Source organism: Candidatus Polarisedimenticolia bacterium (assembly GCA_036004685.1).
Taxonomy (GTDB): Bacteria; Acidobacteriota; Polarisedimenticolia; order Gp22-AA2; family AA152; genus DASYRE01.
In genome coordinates, this window is record DASYRE010000043.1 from 1 (window position 1) to 17,228 (window position 17,228).

Genomic DNA, 17,228 nt, shown 5'->3' on the forward strand with positions numbered 1-17,228 from the left:
CGAGGTCGCCGAGGCGCCCGGATCGCAAGGCGCGCCAGAGCGTCGCGTACCCAAGGCGGTACGCAAGCGAGGCGCAACGCGGCGAGCCGGGATGGATCGGGGGCCGAATGTAACATGATTTTTGAGACGCGACACTAGGGAGAGTCCTCGGCGGGGTGAATCTCCACGAGAACCTGGCCGCGCTCGACCCGCTCTCCCTCGCGGCAGCGGATGCGCGCCACGACCGAGGCCTGCGGCGCGGTCATGCGGATCTCCATCTTCATCGCCTCCAGGACGACCAGCGTCGCCCCCCGCTCCACGCGATCCCCCTCTTGGACGACAACCGAGCGCACCAGCGCCGGCATCTGCGCTTCGAGCGGCTTGTCGGCGCCCCGCGCGCCCGCGGCGCGACGGATCGGATCGACGCGCTCCAGCCGGTAGGAGCGCCCCGCCGAGAAGACGAACAGACGCTGCGGATCGGAAGCCACGTGGAACCGGCGGATCCGGTCCCCGACCCTCAGATCGAGAACCCCTTCCTCGAAGCGCAGCACGCGGACCGCATGCGCCCGGCCGTCGACTTCCGCCAGGTGCCCTCCGCCCGAGGGCTCCAGGCTCACGCGGAACTCGGCGCCCTCGGCGCGGTATCGGCGCTCGAACGCCATGCTACGTCCCCATACGGAAGCCGTCGGAGCGATCCCAGGGATCGTGGAGGTCGGCCGCGTCGCCGGCGCTTCCCCAGCCCGCCGATCGAGAGGAACCCGCGCCGATCTCGGCCACCGCCGCCGCGATCAGGACCTCGTCCGGAACCTCCCCCCCGCTCCCCTTCCAGCCGCCCATCCGCCGCCCGATGAAATCGGTTCCGGCCCGGCCTTCGCGGAAATCGGGCTCGGCCAGAAGGGCGCGCAGGAAGTCGATGTTGGTGATCACGCCCAGCACGACCATCTCCGCGAGGGCCCGGTCCATGCGACGCAGCGCGGCCTCCCGATCTGCCGCGCAGACGACGACCTTCGCCAGCATCGCGTCGAAGTGTCCCGAGACCTCGTCGCCGGCGGCGTAGCCGGCGTCGACGCGCACTCCCGGCCCCTCCGGGAGAACCAGGCGCAGGATGGGGCCCGCCGACGGGAGGAATCCCGCCGCCGGATCCTCGGCATAGACGCGGCATTCCAGGACGTGCCCCCGGGGGCGCAGATCGGCCGTCTCGAACGGCAGCGCGTCTCCGGCAGCGATCCGGATCTGCGCCGCGACCAGATCGACTCCGGTCAGCAGCTCCGTGACCGGATGCTCGACCTGCAGGCGCGCGTTCACTTCGAGAAAATGGAATTCTCCGGTGCCGGTGTCGAGGAGGAACTCCACCGTCCCCGCGTTTCGATACGCCGCGGCTTCCGCCAGCCGGACCGCCGCCTCCCCCATCCGCTCGCGCAGCGCCGCGGAGAGGGCCGGCGACGGAGACTCCTCGACGAGCTTCTGATGCCGGCGCTGCAAGGAGCAGTCTCTCTCGAAGAGGTGGATCGCCCGGCCGCGGCCGTCGCCGAGGATTTGGAACTCGACGTGGCGCGCCGACTCCAGGTACTTCTCCAGGAAGACGCGATCGTCGGCAAAGGCCCCCTCCGCCTCCCGGCGCGCCGATTCGAGCGCCGGCTCCAGCTCCGCCGCCGACGCGATCCGGCGCATCCCCCGGCCTCCGCCGCCGGCCGCCGCTTTGATCAGGACGGGATAGCCGAGGCGTCCGGCTTCCCGGGCGAAGTCCTTTTTCTTGGACGACCCCTCGAATCCGGGAACGACCGGAACGCCGATCGCGCGCGCCAGCGCCCGCGCCTCCGTCTTGTCGCCCAGGCGGCGCATCGTTTCGGCGGAGGGCCCGATGAAAGCCAGGCCGGCCTCCTCCACCGCCTTCGCGAACCGCGGATTCTCCGAGAGGAACCCGTAGCCGGGATGGACGGCCTGGCAGCCGCCGCCGATCGCCGCGCCGACGATGCGCGGGATGTTCAGGTACGACTCGACGGGAGAGGGGCCGTCGATCGCGACCGCCTCATCGGCCTCGCGCGCGTGCCGGGCGTCCGCGTCGGCCTCCGAATGGATCGCCACGCTCCGGATCCCCAGCTCGCGGCAGGCGCGGATGAGACGCACGGCGATCTCGCCGCGGTTGGCGATCAGGATTCGGGTGAAGGGGGGAGGCGGCACGGAGGGGCTACATCCGAAAGACGCCGTACCGCGTAGGGCGGGCCGGCGCGTTGAAGCAGACCGACAGCGCAAGAGCCAGGACCCGCCGCGTTTCGGCCGGATCCAGGATGCCATCGTCCCAGAGCCGCGCGGTGGAGAAATAGGGGCTTCCTTCCGACTCGTATTTCTCCAGGATCGGACGCTTGAACGCCTCCGCCTCGGCCGCCGACATCTCGGGCTTCCCCGACCGGGCGTTCTGCTCCTGCTTGACGGTCAGCAGGACGTTCGCCGCCTGCTCGCCGCCCATCACGCTGATGCGGGCGTTCGGCCACATCCAGAGGAACCTGGGCGAGTAGGCCCGCCCGCACATTCCGTAGTTCCCCGCCCCGAAGCTGCCCCCCACGATGACCGTGAGCTTCGGCACGTCGGCGTTGGCGACCGCGTGGACCATCTTGGCGCCGTCCTTGGCGATGCCGCCCGCCTCGTATTCCCGTCCCACCATGAAGCCGGTGATGTTCTGCAGGAAGAGGAGCGGAATGCCGCGGAAGCTGCAGAGCTCGAGGAAGTGCGTCCCCTTCAACGCCGACTCGCTGAACAGGACGCCGTTGTTGGCGACGATCCCCACCAGGTAGCCTTCGAGGCGCGCGAAGCCGCAGACGAGGGTCGAGCCGTAGCGGGCCTTGAACTCGCGGAACCGGCTGCCGTCCACGAGCCGGGCGATCACCTCGCGCACGTCGTAGGCTTCCCGGAAGGTCGCCGGAAGCACGCCGTAGATCTCCGAGGGGTCGAAGCGCGGCGGCTCGGGGCGCGCGACGTCGGGAGAGGCCGTCTTGCGGCTCCCCAGGGTCGCCACGATCCCCCGGACCTGCTCCAGAGCGTGGAGATCGTCCTCGGCGTAGTGATCGGCCACTCCCGAGCGGCTGGTGTGCACTTCGGCCCCGCCGAGGTCCTCGGCCGACACCTCTTCCCCGGTCGCCGCCTTCACCAGAGGCGGCCCGCCGAGGAAGATCGTTCCGGTCCCGCGGACGATCACCGCCTCGTCGCTCATCGCCGGGACGTAGGCGCCGCCCGCCGTACAGCTTCCCATCACCGCCGCGATCTGCGGGATCCCTTGCGCGGAGAGGCGGGCCTGATTGTGGAAGATCCTTCCGAAGTGTTCGCGATCGGGAAAGACCTCGGCCTGCAGCGGCAGAAAAGCGCCGCCCGAGTCGACGAGGTAGATGCAGGGAAGGTGGTTCTCGGCCGCCACCTCCTGGGCGCGCAGGTGCTTCTTGACGGTCAGGGGGTAGTAGGTCCCGCCTTTCACCGTCGCGTCGTTCGCCACAACGAGGCACTCGCGGCCGCTGACGCGGCCGACGCCGGTCACGATTCCGGCGCCCGGCGCCTCCCCGTCGTACAGCCCCCAGGCCGCCAGAGGACTCAGCTCGAGAAACGGCGATCCGGGATCCAGCAGGCGATCGATCCGCTCCCGGACGAAGAGCTTCCCCTGCCCGGCGTGCCGCTTCCGATAAGCCTCTCCGCCCCCTTGCCGCGTTTGCGCGAGACGCTGCTTCAGCTCGGCGGAAAGCGCTCGGTGAAAGGCGTCGTTCTGGCGGAAACGCGCGGACTGCGTGTCGATGGAAGAGGCGAGGATTTCCATGGCGACGGAGTGTAACACAGGAATTCGCCGGGTCGCCGCGCGGCGCGCGACGCCGTCAGGAGGCCCGGAGCGCCTGGCGCGTGTCCGGGATCTGGAGCCAGATCTTCTTGTGGAAGAAGCTGTTCTCGTGCCCGATGAGGAAGCGCGTGAGCAGATCGTCTTCGCCGATCAGCAGGCGGAGACGCTGCGGCGCGCCGGGCAGGTCGAACACCAGGCTGGTGCTGTACGCCTCGCCGGGACGCAAGGGGCGATCCAGGGGGATGCCGGTCATCCGGTCGGAGGCCAGGGCCCGGAGTCCTTCCCGGGAGGGATGGTAGACGCGCCCGCGCTCGTCCTGCACCACGACCCGCCGCGGGTTCGGCCAGAGCGCCGGGCTGCCGCGGCGCGGTGAGATCGTCTTCTCGTCGAACCAGGTCCGGACCGTCACCACGTAAAAGACTCCGTGAGCCGGCGTTCGGTGCGCTCCCGAGCCGAGCGCCGAGGCGGTCGAGACGCTGGCCACCGAATAGGCCAGGTGGCAGTCGAGCTCGCAAAGATACTTCTGCTGGCCCGGCTCCAGGATCCTTTCCCGGCTGGTCAGGGAATGGGTGAGCAGGGCGCCCCAGTACAGGACGAGGACGACGATCATTCCCTCCAGGATCCGCCGCGCCCGCCGCCTGCCGCCCCGGCCGAGCGACCAGAGAAGGGCGGCGGTAGCGGCCGCGAGAACCGCCACGGTGAGCAGAAAGAGCAGGACGATGGCGTAGGAATTCTCCGGCATGAGCGCCATGAAACTCCCCTTTTCCGCGGGACCGGCCGGCGGACGCCCCAAAAAGAAGAGGCCCGCTTCTCAGACGCGGGCCTCGAACAAGGCTGGTAGCGCTACGGGGATTCGAACCCCGGTTTGATGGCTGAGAACCACCCGTCCTAACCCCTAGACGATAGCGCCTCCCAGGACGCCCCGAAGGATCTTCCCTCCGAGCCGCCAAAAGTCTACCGACGCGACGCGAAAGCTGTCAAGAGACGGGGCCCGCGGAGACGCTCCGCCGGCGCCTATTAATAAGGTGGATCCGGGACAGGGATTCGAACCCCGATACCATGGTCCAGAGCCATGTGTCCTACCATTGGACGATCCCGGATCGGAGCGGGGATTCTAGCCAATGCTCCCGCGGGGTGTCAACAAAACCGGTCCTCCCGTGGTGGATCGAGTATCGCGCCGACCTCCCCCGGCTCCGGGGCGGAAGGGGCGCCGGCTTCGCCGCTCAGCACCGGTCGCCGGCGAGATGACTTAGGAGCCGATCGATGCGCGCCAGGGAGCGATCGCGGCCGATGAGAACCAGGACGGTGAAGATCCCCGGGGAGACGGCTTGCCCCGTGAGGGCGACGCGCAGCGGATGAATGAGCTTCGCCGCCGCCACCCCAAGGCGCTCGGCCGTTTTCCGCAGCGCCTCCTCCGTCGAGGGCTCGTCGAAGGGCGACACCGCGGCGAGCGCTTCCTTCAACGCCGAGATGCGTTGGGCGGTTTCCGGATCCTTGAGGTGCTTGGCGACCGCGTCGGGATTGTATGCCCAGCTCTCGCTGAGGAAGACGGCGCTGTCGCGGGACAGATCGCTCAGCTTTCGCGACCGGGGCTTGAGCATCTCCAGGACCTTCTCGAACCACTCCTGCCTCTCCTTCTCCAGGGAAGGATCCCACCCTCCGGCCCGCTCGAGATCGTCGCGGATCGCCTCGCGGATCGCCGCCGCCGGCATGGCGTTGATGTACTGGCTGTTGAGCCATTCAAGCTTCTGCTCGTCGAAGACCGCCCCCTTTTTCCCGACGCCGTCGAAGGAGAACAGGCGAATCAGGTCTTCGCGAAGCAGGTACTCGCGACCGTCGCCGGGCGACCATCCCAGAAGGGCCAGGAAATTGAACAGCGCCTCCGGCAGATAGCCGGCCTCGCGGTACTCGGTCACCGCCACCGCGCCGTGCCGCTTGCTCAGCCGCTTCTTGTCCGGCCCCAGGATCAGGGGAAGGTGCGCGAAGGTCGGGATCGGCTGCTCGAGCGCCTGGTAGAGGAGGATCTGCTTGGGCGTGTTGCTCAGGTGATCGTCGCCGCGGATGACGTCGGTGATCTTCATCTCGACGTCGTCGGCCACGACGGAAAGATGGTAGGTCGGCGTGCCGTCGGAGCGCGCCAGGACGAAGTCCTCGATCGTCTCGTTGGCGAACGAGGTCTCGCCATGGACCCGGTCGTCCCACCGGGTGCTGCCTTCGGGGACCCGGAACCTCAGGCAGTGGGCTTCGCCGGCGACGGCGCGCCGCCGCGCTTCCTCGGCCGGAAGTCCCAGGCAGACGCGATCGTATTTCCAGGCGGCGCCGCGCCGCTCCGCTTCCTCCCGGCGCCCCCGGATCGCCTCCGGATCGCAGAAGCAGGCGTAGGCCTTGCCGCTTTCGTGGAGCTTCAGCGCCATCGACCGATGCAAGCCGCGGCGCTGCGACTGGTAGAAGGGCCCTTCGTCCCAGTCGAGCCCGAGCCAGCGCATTCCGTCGAGAATCGCCTCGGTCATCTCCTCGCGAGAGCGCTCGACGTCGGTGTCCTCGATCCGGAGGATGAAAGTGCCGCCGCGGCCGCGGGCGAAGAGCCAGTTGAAGAGCGCCGTCCGCGCCCCTCCCACATGCAGGTACCCCGTGGGACTCGGGGCGAAACGGACCCGCAGCGTCACAACGCCTTCTCCACCTGCTCGGCGAGCGACGCCAGGCCCGCCTCCACCTCCCTGAGCCGGACCCGCAGCGCCGGGCGGCCGTGACGGCGCAGCGCCCGGAAGTCCCCCAGGGCCTGGGCCTGCTCGAGGATGGAGAACCCGAACGGCTTGCCGGGAATCGCCGCCTCCTCGCCGCCTTCCGCCACGATCTGCAGGAAGACGCCGCGCGGCGGGCCGCCCTTATGAAGCTGCCCCGTGGAATGGAGGTAGCGAGGCCCGTAGCCCAAGGTGGTGGCGGTCTTCCGGGTTTGCCGGACGGCGTCCCGAAGCCGTCCCAGCGGCCGCTCCAGAGCTTCGCGCGTCGGCAGATAAGCCTGCAGGGCGAAGTAATCGCCCGGCCGGAGCGCTTCGAGAAACGAGCGGAGGATCGCCCGGGGACTTCCCCCTCCTTTTTCGCCGTAGAACGTGGCGACCTCGTCGCCCCCCAATGGCTCTTCTTCCTGGAACGACCCGGTCTTCACGAATTCTTCCAGCAGGGCCCGGGTGTTGTCCTTGCTTTCCTGAACGTTGGGCTCGTCGAACGGATCGACCCCCAGGATCGACCCGGCGACAGCGGTGGCCAGCTCCCAGCGCAGGAACTCCGCCCCCAGGTCGCACGGCGCCGCCACGGGGATCCGCACGACGGGATGCCCGGCCTCCTCCAGGGCGCGAATCCGGCGGCCCCAATCCTCGGCGACCCTCTCCGGCTCGAGGACCACGAAGAGCCGGTCCTCGCCGTAGCTCTCCGGATCGCCCGGCGGCTCGCCGGCGACCGGGATCAGGCCCTTCCCTTCCTTCCCGGTGCTCTCCGCGACCAGCTGCTCCGCCCAAATCGCGAAGCTGTCCAGGGGCGGAGGACCGAGAATCGTCAGCTTGTCGCGGCCGGCGAGCGCCGCCTCCCCGAGGATCGCCCCGAGGATCATCCCGGGGCAGCGCTCGGGGGGGCTGTCGGCCGCCGAGAGCTTCAGCATCTCGCGCGCCCGGTCGAGGATTCCCTCCGCGTCCAGCCCCGCGAGCGCCGCAGGGGCCAGCCCGAAGAGCGAAAGGGCCGAATACCGGCCGCCTATGTCCGCCGGGTTCAGGAACACCTCCCGGTACCCGGCGCTCCGGCCCAGCTTCTCGAGCGGCGTCCCGGGGTCGGTGATGGCGGCGAAGTGGCGCCCCGCGCCGTCAATGCCGGCGGAGCGGAGGTAGGCGTCGAACCGCCTCTGAAAGCACTCCGTCTCGATCGTCGTCCCGCTCTTGCTGGAGACGACGAAGAACGACTTCCCCGGATCCAGATCCCGCTCGAGATCGAGAATGGAGGCGGGATCGGTGGAATCGAGGACCCGGAGACGCGCCGCTCCCGGCGGCGGCGGAAAAACGCGGCTCAGCACTTCCGGGCAGAGGCTCGATCCTCCCATCCCCAGGACGACGACGTCGCGCACCCCCTCCCCTCGGAGCGTCTCCCCCAGACGCTGGGCCCGCGGAATCTCCCCGCCCATCGCCTCGACGACGGGGAGCCAGCCGAGACGGTTGCGGATCACGGCCGCGTGGGCCGGATCGCTCTTCCAAAGCGTCGAGTCCTTTTTCCAGATTCTCTCGAGGAATCGATCGTATTGCAGCCGGCTCAGCCGGCTCCGGACGGCTCTCTCAAGCGCGCCGAGCTTCGTGAGGGGACTCAAGGCTTCCCTCCCCTTTCCATGGCCAGCACCTTCTCCAGGCGCCTGCGGTGGCGCGGCTCGCCGCTGAACCGCGCCTCCACGAACGCCTCCACCAGCTCCCGCGCCAGCGACTCGCCGATCACGCGGGCGCCCAGGCAGAGCACGTTCGCGTCGTCGTGCTCGACGGCCTGGTGGGCGGTGTAATGGTCGTGACAGAGTGCCGCCCGGATTCCCTTGACCTTGTTCGCCGCGATGCACGCCCCGGCGCCGCTGCCGCAAATCATGACGCCGACGTCGGCGCGCCCGTCGAGTAGCGCCCGGCAGAGTCGGAAGGTGTAGTCGGGGTAGTCGACCGGCCGCGTGTTGCGCGTCCCGACGTCGACGAGGGGATAGCGCTTCTCGCCGAGACAGCTCAGGAGGGCTTTCTTGAGATGGAATCCGGCGTGGTCGCAGCCCAGCGCGACCCGGGGCCGCCTCGGCCTCTTGGAGGAAGCGACTGCCATCGATCCTCCCTCTGCGCGCCCGGCGCCGGCGCGCGTCCTCACGTTACGCGGCGTCGCCGTGAAGCCGAGCGGCAATCGGAAACTGAAATGGCGGAGAGGGGGGGATTCGAACCCCCGACCCGGTTTTACCCAGGTAACGCATTAGCAGTGCGCCCTGTTCGGCCACTCCAGCACCTCTCCGCAACCTTCAAGGCTGGCCCGGGAGCGCCTAGTCTAGCGTGAGATCGCTTTTCTTGTCCACGCGTCGAGTCCGCGCGTCGAGTCGGCCCGAAGCGCCGCCTTGACCCGCCCGTCCGGCGCCCGTAAAATCCCGGCGAATCGTTCGACATCCGAGCCGGTCGCCGACCACCAGGGAGGGATCATGAAGCTCAAGGCTCCGCTGCTCGCCGCCATCTTCGTCGTCTGCGCGCTGGCCGCTCCCGCCGCGCGCGCTCAGAACCGCTCCGAGTCCTGGGAGTTCGGCCCTTATCTCGTCGGTTTCGATTTCGATCGCGACATCGAGATCGAGGACAAATGGGGCGGAGGGTTTCGTTTCGGCTACAACTTCGTGCCGATGCACGAGGTCGAGCTTTCCTTCGAGGGCGTCGAGACCCAGGACGACGTCTTCAACCAGATCGACGTCTCGGTGACCCAGTTCCAGGCGAATTACGTCTTCAACTTCATCTTCGACCGGCACCAGCCGGTCGTCCCCTACTTCACGGCGGGAATCGGGGCGATCCGTCTCGAGGTCGACGATCCGGTCTTCGGCAGCGACGAGGAGACCGACCCGCTGTTCAGCATCGGCGGGGGTGTCCGGTTCTTCATCACCAAGGTGTTCAATTTCCGGATCGACGCCCGGGCCGTCTCCTTCAGCGGCGACAACGTCGTGCTCAGCGATCGGGATTTCACCAACAACCAGCTCTCGATCGGCGTCGGCTGGGTGGTCGGGGGGCGCTAACCCACTTTGTTTTCAGACTGATCTTCGAGTCGCGGCCGCCCAGCCCGCCGATCCACTGCTGCATGGGCTTGCGCGGGCCCGGTTTGGCCTCTAAATTCCCACCCAGCCGGAGTTTGTCTGGAGTCGGTCCGCGGGGGACGGCGCCGCGGACCGAGCGTATTGGACGGGCACGCCACGGAAGGGAAAGCCGATGAACGGAGAAGAAATCTGCCGCCAGCTGGAGGCCTCGCAGGCCCAAGGCGCCCGCTTCGAGCGGCTCCTCGCTCAGGCGGTGGAGCTGATTCACCAATCGAATCCGCGCTTCCACTGGACCGGAATCTACGAGCTGTTCCCCGACAACATGCTGCGTCTCGGACCTTTCATCGGCGCCCCGACCGATCATGTGTTCATCGCCGTCGGGCGCGGGATATGCGGGACGGCGGTGGCGGAGCGGCGGAACATCAACGTCCCCGACGTCAGCCAGGCTCCGAACTACCTCGCCTGCTCCACACAGACCCGCTCGGAGCTGGTGGTCCTCATCCGGAAAGGGCCGAAGATCTTCGGTCAGATCGATATCGACAGCCACGAGCTCGATGCGTTCGACGGCGATGCGGTCGCCCAGGTCGAGAAGGTGGCCGATTTCCTCGCCGGCGCCTATGAGAACGCCTCCCACGGCGGCCCTCCGAAGAGTTCCGCCTAGCCCACGACGGTTCGCGGGAGGTTCCCCTTTGGAAGATCGCGCTACCGTAGAGCCCGAAGAGAGCGTCGACTCGCTGCGCTGCAGAATCGAGGAATACGAGCGCCGCTTCCGGCTGCTGGACGAGCAGATGCGCATCCTGGAGCGGGAGCGCCAGAAGCTCTCGGCCGTCGTCCACCAGACCGACGCCGGCTTCCTGGTCATGGACTCGGCGCCGAAGGTCATCTGGGCGAACTCGGTCTTCGCCCGCCGCTTCCTCGACAGCTCCCATCCCGGCGCGCTGCTCGGGCAGCCGTGCCATCGCGTCCTGTGCGGCCGCGACGCCGCCTGCGAGGAGTGTCCCGCCGCACGCCCGTTCCAGTCGGCGCAGGTCGCGCATCACGAGCTCAAGATCGAGATCCACGGCCGTCCCCGCTATCTGTACGCCACGGCGATGCCGATCAAATCGATGACCGGGGAGACCGATCAGGTCATCGTCATGGTCCAGGACGTCTCCAACCTCACGGTGCTCCAGCAGTCGCAGCAGGCGCTCCGCGCCAGCGAAGAGAAGTTCCGATCGATCGTCCTCAACGCCGCCGCCGGGGTCGTCATGGTGAACCCCGAAGGCCGCCTCATCATGGTCAATCCCGCCTACTGCCGCTTCCTCGGCTACACGGAGGCGGAGCTTCTCGAGCGCACCGTGATGGACATCACCCATCCCGAGGATCTGGAGAAGACCCACAACGCCTTCCCGCAGCCGGACGGGAGCTATCCGCGCACCATCGAGTTCGAGAAACGCTACATTCGCAAGGACGGCACGATCGCCTGGGCCCACGTCAGCGCCTCGTGGCTCGTCGACGAATCGGGCCGCCCGCGCAACGCGGTCGCGCTGATCCTCGACGTGGGGGAGCGGAAGCGCGCCGAGCAGGAGCTGCGCAGCAGCGAGGCCAGGAAGGGGGCCATCCTGGTCACGGCGCTCGACGCGATTATCTCCATCGATCACGAGGGTCGCATCACCGAATTCAACCCGGCCGCGGAATCGCTCTTCGGCTACTGCCGAGAGGAGGCTCTGGGCTCCCGGATGGCCGAGCTCGTCATTCCGCCTTCCCTGCGCGAAGCGCATCAGAAAGGCTTCCACCGCTACCTCGCGAGCGGCGAGTCCAACCTCATTGGGAAGCACATGGAGCTGACGGCGCGGCGCAAGGACGGCTCGGAAGTCCCGGTCGAGATCGCGTTCAACCGGGTGCCTCTGACCGGACCTCCCGCGTTCACCGGCTACATCCGGGACCTGACCGAGCGCAAGCGCACGGAAGCGGCGCTGCGCGAGCGCGAGGAACAGCTGCGCCACTCCCAGAAGATGGAGGCCGTCGGAACGCTGGCCGGGGGGATCGCGCACGACTTCAACAACATCCTGACGGGGATCCTCGGCTACGCCGATCTCCTGCAGATCCAATCGAACCCGGGTGACAAGGTGCACCACGCGGCGGAAGTGATCGCCAAGGGGGCGACCCGCGCGGCGAAGCTCACGCAGCAGCTCCTCGGCTTCGCCCGTAAGGGGAAGAACCAGAACATACCGATCGATCTCCATGCCGTCGTCCAGGAAGTCGTGACGCTCCTGACCGGCAGCCTGCCAGCCGACGTCCGCGTCCAGGCGGACCTCGCGGTCGATCCGTTCTGGGTGCGCGGCGATCCGGTCCAGCTCAGCCAGGTGATTCTCAATCTGGGGATGAACGCCGCCGATGCGATGCCGCATGGAGGCGTTCTCTCGATCCGGACCCGGCGTGTCGAGCCTTCCGCGGAAATACTGCGCCGCCACCCCGGCTTCGATCCCGGCAGCCGCCTGCTGCTTCACATCGCCGACACCGGGACCGGCATTCCCGAATCGATTCGCGGGCGAATCTTCGAGCCGTTCTTCACCACCAAGGCGGACGGCAAGGGAAGCGGCATGGGGCTGGCCATGGTCTACGGAACCGTCCAGAACCACGGCGGCTTCATCGAGGTGGACAGCCGGATCGGGCAGGGCACGGAGTTCTTCATCTACCTGCCCGAGGCCTCTCCGAAAGCCGGCGTGGATCGCCGCCCGCCGCGAGGCCAGGCGATTCAGGGAACCGGAAGGATTCTCGTGGTGGACGACGAGGAGACGGTCCGCGGCGTCGCCCGGGAGTTCCTGAAGCGCCTGGGATATCAGGTGCTGACGGCGGCGGACGGGCAGGAGGCGGTCGAGACCTACCGGGCGTCCGCCGAGGAGATCGACCTGGTCATCCTCGACCTGGTGATGCCGCGGCTGGGAGGACGGGAATGCTTCCGGGCGCTGAAGGAGATCAATCCCGAGGTTCGCGCCGTGTTGTGCACCGGGTACGGTTTCAACGTCGCCGCGCAGGAAATCCTGGATGAAGGGATGGCGGGGTTCCTGCAAAAGCCCTATCAGATGAGCCAGCTCTCCGAAGTCGTGGCCTCCGCCCTGAAGTCATGAGCCTCTCGCCGTCGGTCTCGCGCCGGTAGCTCCCCGAGTACTGCCGCTCGCGCGGTCGGCCACCCGCCAAGCCAGTCGCCTCCTTCCCTGACTCAGGAGGCGCTTTCACTCCAGACGGAACTCGATCCGGTAGATGAGATCGCTGGCATTCCGGAGGATCCAGCCGAGGAAGGCTCCGGTGAGCATCCCGTTGGACCGATCCTGGATCCGGCCCCGGAACTTGCCGCCGCTCTGGATGAGCTTGACGTCCCCTTTGTGCGTCACGGCCTGCTTGTGACGCCACAAGGCCCAGCCCTCCTTGCCGCGCTTCCTCTTGTCGATCCAAAAGACGAAGCGGGGATTGGCGCGCAGCCGATCGTTGAGGTCGTCCAGCCCCTTTCCCTGCACGAACACCAGATCGCAATTTACCGAGAGCATTTGGCCACCTCCACGGTTCCGTCCGCCGGGCCCAGCCCGGTTTCTGTAATTCTACGCCTATGTTTCTGGTTGTTGTTTTCTTCGCGCTGAAAGAAGACCTTGGCGAATCACTTCCGAGAATCGGCCTTCAATCTTCCAGACCGAGGATTGTCCTCGGGTTCCTTGTGGACTTGCGAAGGAGAGGAGAACCCTCGTGATTTCTATGCGACAGGCCCCCGGCCCGACCTGCGTTCTCAGTCCGAGGCAGCTCCCGACGGATCACGACCATGACGGCGGACCCCCCGATCCGCGAATATCAGAGTGATCAACCGTCGAAAGAAGCTCCTCGATCGTCTTCCGCCCCGCCTATGCCCGCAAACGGAGGAGTCGGCCCCAATGACCGCACCAACTTGACCGGTCGTTCCATATCAGAAATAGAGCGTGCTTGCGCGCGCTAGGTTGGTGTACACTAGGCGTCATCTTGCATACTGGCGGACAGTTAGGCAGCGGGGCCTGCCTGGCCGCAATGTCGCTGCCCCGGCCGGAGCAGAGGCTGAACCAATCATTGCGGACGCAGTGCCCATCGCGCGTCTGGATGAAGTGATGAGTAAAAGCACAGTCAAGCAGAACCCGGCTATCCGTTCCCTCCCCAAGACACCGACCGGGATCGAGGGTCTCGATGAAATCACCGGCGGCGGGCTGCCGCGCGGCCGGCCCACGCTCATCTGCGGCAGCGCGGGCTGCGGCAAGACCCTGTTCGCCATGGAGTTTCTCGTTCACGGGGCCACCGAGTTCGGCGAGCCCGGCGTCTTCATGGCCTTCGAGGAGACTGCCGGGGAGCTGGCCCAGAACGTCCGTTCCCTCGGCTTCGACCTGGAGGAGCTGGCTGCCCGGAACAAGCTGCTGGTCGATTACGTCCACGTCGAGCGGAGCGAGATCGAGGAGACCGGCGAGTACGATCTCGAAGGCCTGTTCATCCGCCTGGGCCACGCGATCGACACCGTGGGAGCCCAGCGCGTCGTGCTCGACACCATCGAGACGCTCTTCGGCGGCCTGTCCAACTCCACCATCCTGCGCTCGGAGCTGCGGCGGCTGTTCCGCTGGCTCAAAGACAAGGGAGTGACCGCGGTCATCACCGGCGAGCGCGGCAGGGGAGAAATGCTCACCCGTCAGGGACTGGAAGAGTACGTCTCCGATTGCGTCATCGTGCTCGACCACCGCGTCACCGAGAACCTCTCGACCCGGCGGCTGCGCATCGTCAAGTACCGGGGCACGTTCCACGGCACCAACGAATACCCGTTCGTCATCGGCGAGACTGGGATCTCCGTCCTGCCGATCACTTCGCTGGGCCTGCGGCACAAAGTATCGGAGGAACGGATCTCCACCGGCGTCCCCCGGCTCGACGCCATGCTCGGAGACGAGGGAGTGTACCGCGGCAGCACCGTGCTCCTCTCCGGTACGGCGGGCACCGGCAAGACGAGCCTGGCGGCCTATTTCGCCGACGCCACCTGCCGGCGCGGCGAGCGCTGCCTCTATCTTGCCTTCGAGGAGTCGGAAAGCCAGATGGTCCGCAACCTGCGCTCCATCAGCCTCGACCTGGCGCCGTGGCTCGAGAAGGGCCTTCTGCGCTTCCACGCCACCCGCCCCACGTCCTACGGGCTGGAGGCGCATCTGGCTATGCTGCACAAGCTGGTCAACGACTTCCAGCCGCGCGTGGTGATCGTGGACCCAATCACCAACTTCCTCAAAGCGAGCACGCAGACTGAATCCGTGGCGATGCTGACGCGGCTGATCGATTTCCTCAAGGACAAGCAGATCACCGCCCTGTTCACCAGCCTGACCCACGGCGAGGACGGCATCGCTCTGGAGCAGACCGGAGTCGGCATCTCCTCCCTCATCGACACCTGGATCTTGATGCGCGACATCGAGCTGGGCGGCGAGCGCAACCGCGGCATTTACGTCCTGAAGTCGCGTGGCATGGCCCATTCCAACCAGATCCGCGAGTTCCTCCTGACGGACCACGGCGTCGATCTGCAGGACATCTACGTCGGTCCGGAGGGAGTGCTCACCGGATCACTGCGGCTTGCCCAGGAGGCGCGCGAGCTGGCCGCCGCGCTGAGCCGGCAGCAGGAGATCGACCGTCGCCAACGCGACCTGGAGCGCAAGCGCCGGTCCGTGGAGGCCCAGATGGCCGTCCAGCGACGAGAGTTCGACGCGGAGGAGGAAGAGCTGAAGCGGTTCATCGCCCAGGAGCAGGCGGCCATTGCCCAGATTCGGCAGGAGCGTGAACAGATGGCCCGCAGCCGCAAGGCCGACGCGCCGGCCAAGACCAAAAGGAACCGTACTCCTCGAATTGCGTCCCAGGAGGATGCCCATGGAAGATGAGCGCAGCATACCGCAGAGCCTGGACGATCTGACTGCCGCCAACCCGGACGTGTGGGAGCTGAGACTGTACGTCGCCGGCAAAACGGCCAAGTCGGTCGCCGCCTTTGAGAACCTCACCAGGCTGTGCGAGGAGCACCTTGCCGGCAAGTACAAGATCGAAGTGGTGGATCTGCTGATCCACCCGCAGCTGGCCAAGGGCGACCAGATCATCGCCATCCCCACCCTGGTCCGCAAGCTGCCCGAGCCGATCCGCAAAGTAATCGGCGATCTGTCGAACACGGAACGGACCCTGGTAGGTTTGCAACTGCGTCCAGTCAATACCTAGGAGCAACACGTCACGCACCCGACGAAACTTCCGCGGCGGGCGATATTCAAGAGGACCCGACCATGACGCCCATCAGCGACGATTTGCAGCGCGACAACGAGGAATTGCGCCAGCGACTGGAAGAAGCCGAGCAGGCCATCCAGGCCATCCGGGCCGGCGAAGTAGACGCCGTCCTCGTCGAAACCGAGCGGGAGCAGGTCTACACGCTGGAGACAGCCGACAATCCGTATCGCCTGCTGGTCACGCGGGTGCCCTACCCGGCGGCCACCCTCACCGACGACGGGTCGATCATCTGCTGCAACGGCCGCTTCGCCGACCTGCTCCAGCGGCCGCCCGCCTCCCTGCGCGGCCGCCCAATCGGCGACTTCGCGGCTCCCGAGAGCATCGCCAGCCTCAAAGCGCTGCTGCACGACGGCAGAACGATTGAGGTCCACGATACGGTCACCCTGCTGCGCGACGACGGCTCGCCGGCTTCGGCCTGCCTCGGCGTCAGCCCGTTGCGCGAAGGCGCTCTGGGCCTGTGCCTGATGGTCACCGATCTGACGGAGCGGAGGCATTACGAGGAGCTGCAGCGCACCCAGGCGGCCCTGCACGCCAGCGAAGAGCGGCTCAAGGACGCCGACCGCAAGAAGGACGAGTTCCTCGCCACCCTCGCCCACGAGCTGCGCAACCCGCTCGCCCCGCTGCGCAACGCCGCGCAGATTCTCAAGGTCAAGTGCCCGCCCTTGCCGGAGCTGCAATGGGCGCAAGGAGTCATCGACCGTCAGGTGCAGCTGATGGCCCGGCTGCTCGACGACCTGCTCGACGTGTCCAGCATCTCGCGCAACACCCTCGAGCTGCGCACCGAGCCGATCGAGCTGGCGTCCGTCCTCGAAGCTGCCCTGGAAACCAGCCGTCCGGTCATCGAAGCCTGCGGTCACGAGTTCGACGTCGCCCTGCCGTCCGAGCCGATCCACTTGAAGGCCGACCCGGTGCGACTGGCCCAGGTTTTCGCCAACCTCCTGAACAACGCCGCCAAGTATACCGAGAAAGGCGGCCGCATCTGTCTGAGCGTCGAGCGGAAGGGAAATGAAGTGACCGTGTCGGTCAAGGACAACGGCATCGGCATCATGGCTGAGATGCTGCCACGCATCTTTGACATTTTCTCACAGGCGAAACGGGGTCTGCTGCGGTCTCAGGGCGGGATCGGCATCGGCTTATCGCTCGTCAAGGGGTTGGTCGAGCTGCACGGGGGGAGCGTCGAGGCTAAAAGCGCCGGTCTGGGCCGGGGGAGCGAGTTCGTCGTCCACCTGCCGGTCGCCGCGTAAGACGCCCATCCGGAAACCGGCTCGTCCCAGCCGGATCCTCTGACCCAAAGCCTGCTAGTGTCGCGTCTCAAAAATCATGTTACATTCGGCCCCCGATCCATCCCGGCTCGCCGCGTTGCGCCTC

The 17,228-nt window shown here is 67.2% G+C and carries 14 protein-coding genes and 3 tRNA genes; 6 read left to right on the forward strand and 11 right to left on the reverse strand.

The window, feature by feature from the left end; genetic code table 11:
* Nucleotides 1–134: 134 nt before the first annotated feature.
* The 10 genes from VGR67_11520 to VGR67_11565 all read right to left on the reverse strand — a co-directional run bounded on the left by VGR67_11520 (nt 135) and on the right by VGR67_11565 (nt 8,806).
* Nucleotides 135–641 carry a biotin/lipoyl-containing protein gene (locus VGR67_11520; protein ID HEV8337040.1) on the reverse strand — a complete coding sequence of 169 codons (507 nt, stop codon included), beginning with the start codon at nt 639–641 and terminating at the stop codon, nt 135–137.
* A 1-nt stretch (nt 642) separates the two neighbouring features.
* Nucleotides 643–2,160: an acetyl-CoA carboxylase biotin carboxylase subunit gene (locus VGR67_11525; GenBank protein ID HEV8337041.1), complete on the reverse strand. Its 1,518-nt coding sequence runs from the start codon at nt 2,158–2,160 to the stop codon at nt 643–645.
* A gap of 7 nt (nt 2,161–2,167) precedes the next feature.
* On the reverse strand, nt 2,168–3,778 hold the full coding sequence (locus VGR67_11530; GenBank protein ID HEV8337042.1) for a carboxyl transferase domain-containing protein: 1,611 nt from the start codon (nt 3,776–3,778) through the stop codon (nt 2,168–2,170).
* A 55-nt stretch (nt 3,779–3,833) separates the two neighbouring features.
* A complete protein-coding gene (locus VGR67_11535; protein HEV8337043.1) occupies nt 3,834–4,547 on the reverse strand; it encodes a hypothetical protein in 714 nt (237 codons plus the stop codon).
* A gap of 84 nt (nt 4,548–4,631) precedes the next feature.
* Nucleotides 4,632–4,706 (reverse strand) — tRNA-Glu (locus VGR67_11540).
* Nucleotides 4,707–4,822: 116 nt separating this feature from the next.
* A tRNA-Gln gene (locus VGR67_11545) sits at nt 4,823–4,896 on the reverse strand.
* Nucleotides 4,897–5,019: 123 nt separating this feature from the next.
* Nucleotides 5,020–6,462 carry a glutamate--tRNA ligase gene (gene gltX / locus VGR67_11550; protein HEV8337044.1) on the reverse strand — a complete coding sequence of 481 codons (1,443 nt, stop codon included), beginning with the start codon at nt 6,460–6,462 and terminating at the stop codon, nt 5,020–5,022.
* Nucleotides 6,459–8,144, reverse strand: coding sequence for a glucose-6-phosphate isomerase (locus VGR67_11555; protein ID HEV8337045.1), 1,686 nt, complete (start codon nt 8,142–8,144; stop codon nt 6,459–6,461). The genes gltX and VGR67_11555 overlap by 4 nt, the downstream gene beginning before the upstream one ends.
* The gene (gene rpiB, locus VGR67_11560; protein HEV8337046.1) at nt 8,141–8,626 is read right to left on the reverse strand and encodes a ribose 5-phosphate isomerase B; all 486 of its coding nucleotides are present in this window, start codon (nt 8,624–8,626) and stop codon (nt 8,141–8,143) included. Before rpiB ends, VGR67_11555 begins: the two co-directional genes overlap by 4 nt.
* 88 nt (nt 8,627–8,714) lie before the next feature.
* A tRNA-Ser gene (locus tag VGR67_11565) sits at nt 8,715–8,806 on the reverse strand.
* 181 nt (nt 8,807–8,987) lie between these two features.
* Here VGR67_11565 and VGR67_11570 point away from each other — a divergent pair.
* From VGR67_11570 to VGR67_11580, 3 genes are all read left to right on the forward strand, one after another.
* Nucleotides 8,988–9,563 carry an outer membrane beta-barrel protein gene (locus VGR67_11570; protein HEV8337047.1) on the forward strand — a complete coding sequence of 192 codons (576 nt, stop codon included), beginning with the start codon at nt 8,988–8,990 and terminating at the stop codon, nt 9,561–9,563.
* A gap of 190 nt (nt 9,564–9,753) precedes the next feature.
* A complete protein-coding gene (locus VGR67_11575; protein ID HEV8337048.1) occupies nt 9,754–10,242 on the forward strand; it encodes a GAF domain-containing protein in 489 nt (162 codons plus the stop codon).
* 28 nt (nt 10,243–10,270) lie between these two features.
* On the forward strand, nt 10,271–12,691 hold the full coding sequence (locus VGR67_11580; GenBank protein HEV8337049.1) for a PAS domain S-box protein: 2,421 nt from the start codon (nt 10,271–10,273) through the stop codon (nt 12,689–12,691).
* A 105-nt stretch (nt 12,692–12,796) separates the two neighbouring features.
* Here the strand turns inward: VGR67_11580 and VGR67_11585 are convergent, their stop codons facing one another.
* Nucleotides 12,797–13,108: a hypothetical protein gene (locus tag VGR67_11585; GenBank protein ID HEV8337050.1), complete on the reverse strand. Its 312-nt coding sequence runs from the start codon at nt 13,106–13,108 to the stop codon at nt 12,797–12,799.
* Between the two features lie 582 nt (nt 13,109–13,690).
* Between VGR67_11585 and kaiC the strand changes: the two genes are divergently transcribed.
* The 3 genes from kaiC to VGR67_11600 all read left to right on the forward strand — a co-directional run bounded on the left by kaiC (nt 13,691) and on the right by VGR67_11600 (nt 17,104).
* Nucleotides 13,691–15,472 carry a circadian clock protein KaiC gene (gene kaiC, locus VGR67_11590; GenBank protein ID HEV8337051.1) on the forward strand — a complete coding sequence of 594 codons (1,782 nt, stop codon included), beginning with the start codon at nt 13,691–13,693 and terminating at the stop codon, nt 15,470–15,472.
* The gene (locus VGR67_11595) at nt 15,462–15,797 is read left to right on the forward strand and encodes a circadian clock KaiB family protein (GenBank protein HEV8337052.1); all 336 of its coding nucleotides are present in this window, start codon (nt 15,462–15,464) and stop codon (nt 15,795–15,797) included. Before kaiC ends, VGR67_11595 begins: the two co-directional genes overlap by 11 nt.
* A gap of 62 nt (nt 15,798–15,859) precedes the next feature.
* Nucleotides 15,860–17,104 (forward strand): ATP-binding protein, encoded by a 1,245-nt coding sequence (locus VGR67_11600; GenBank protein HEV8337053.1) that lies wholly within the window; start codon nt 15,860–15,862, stop codon nt 17,102–17,104.
* Nucleotides 17,105–17,228: the final 124 nt, after the last annotated feature.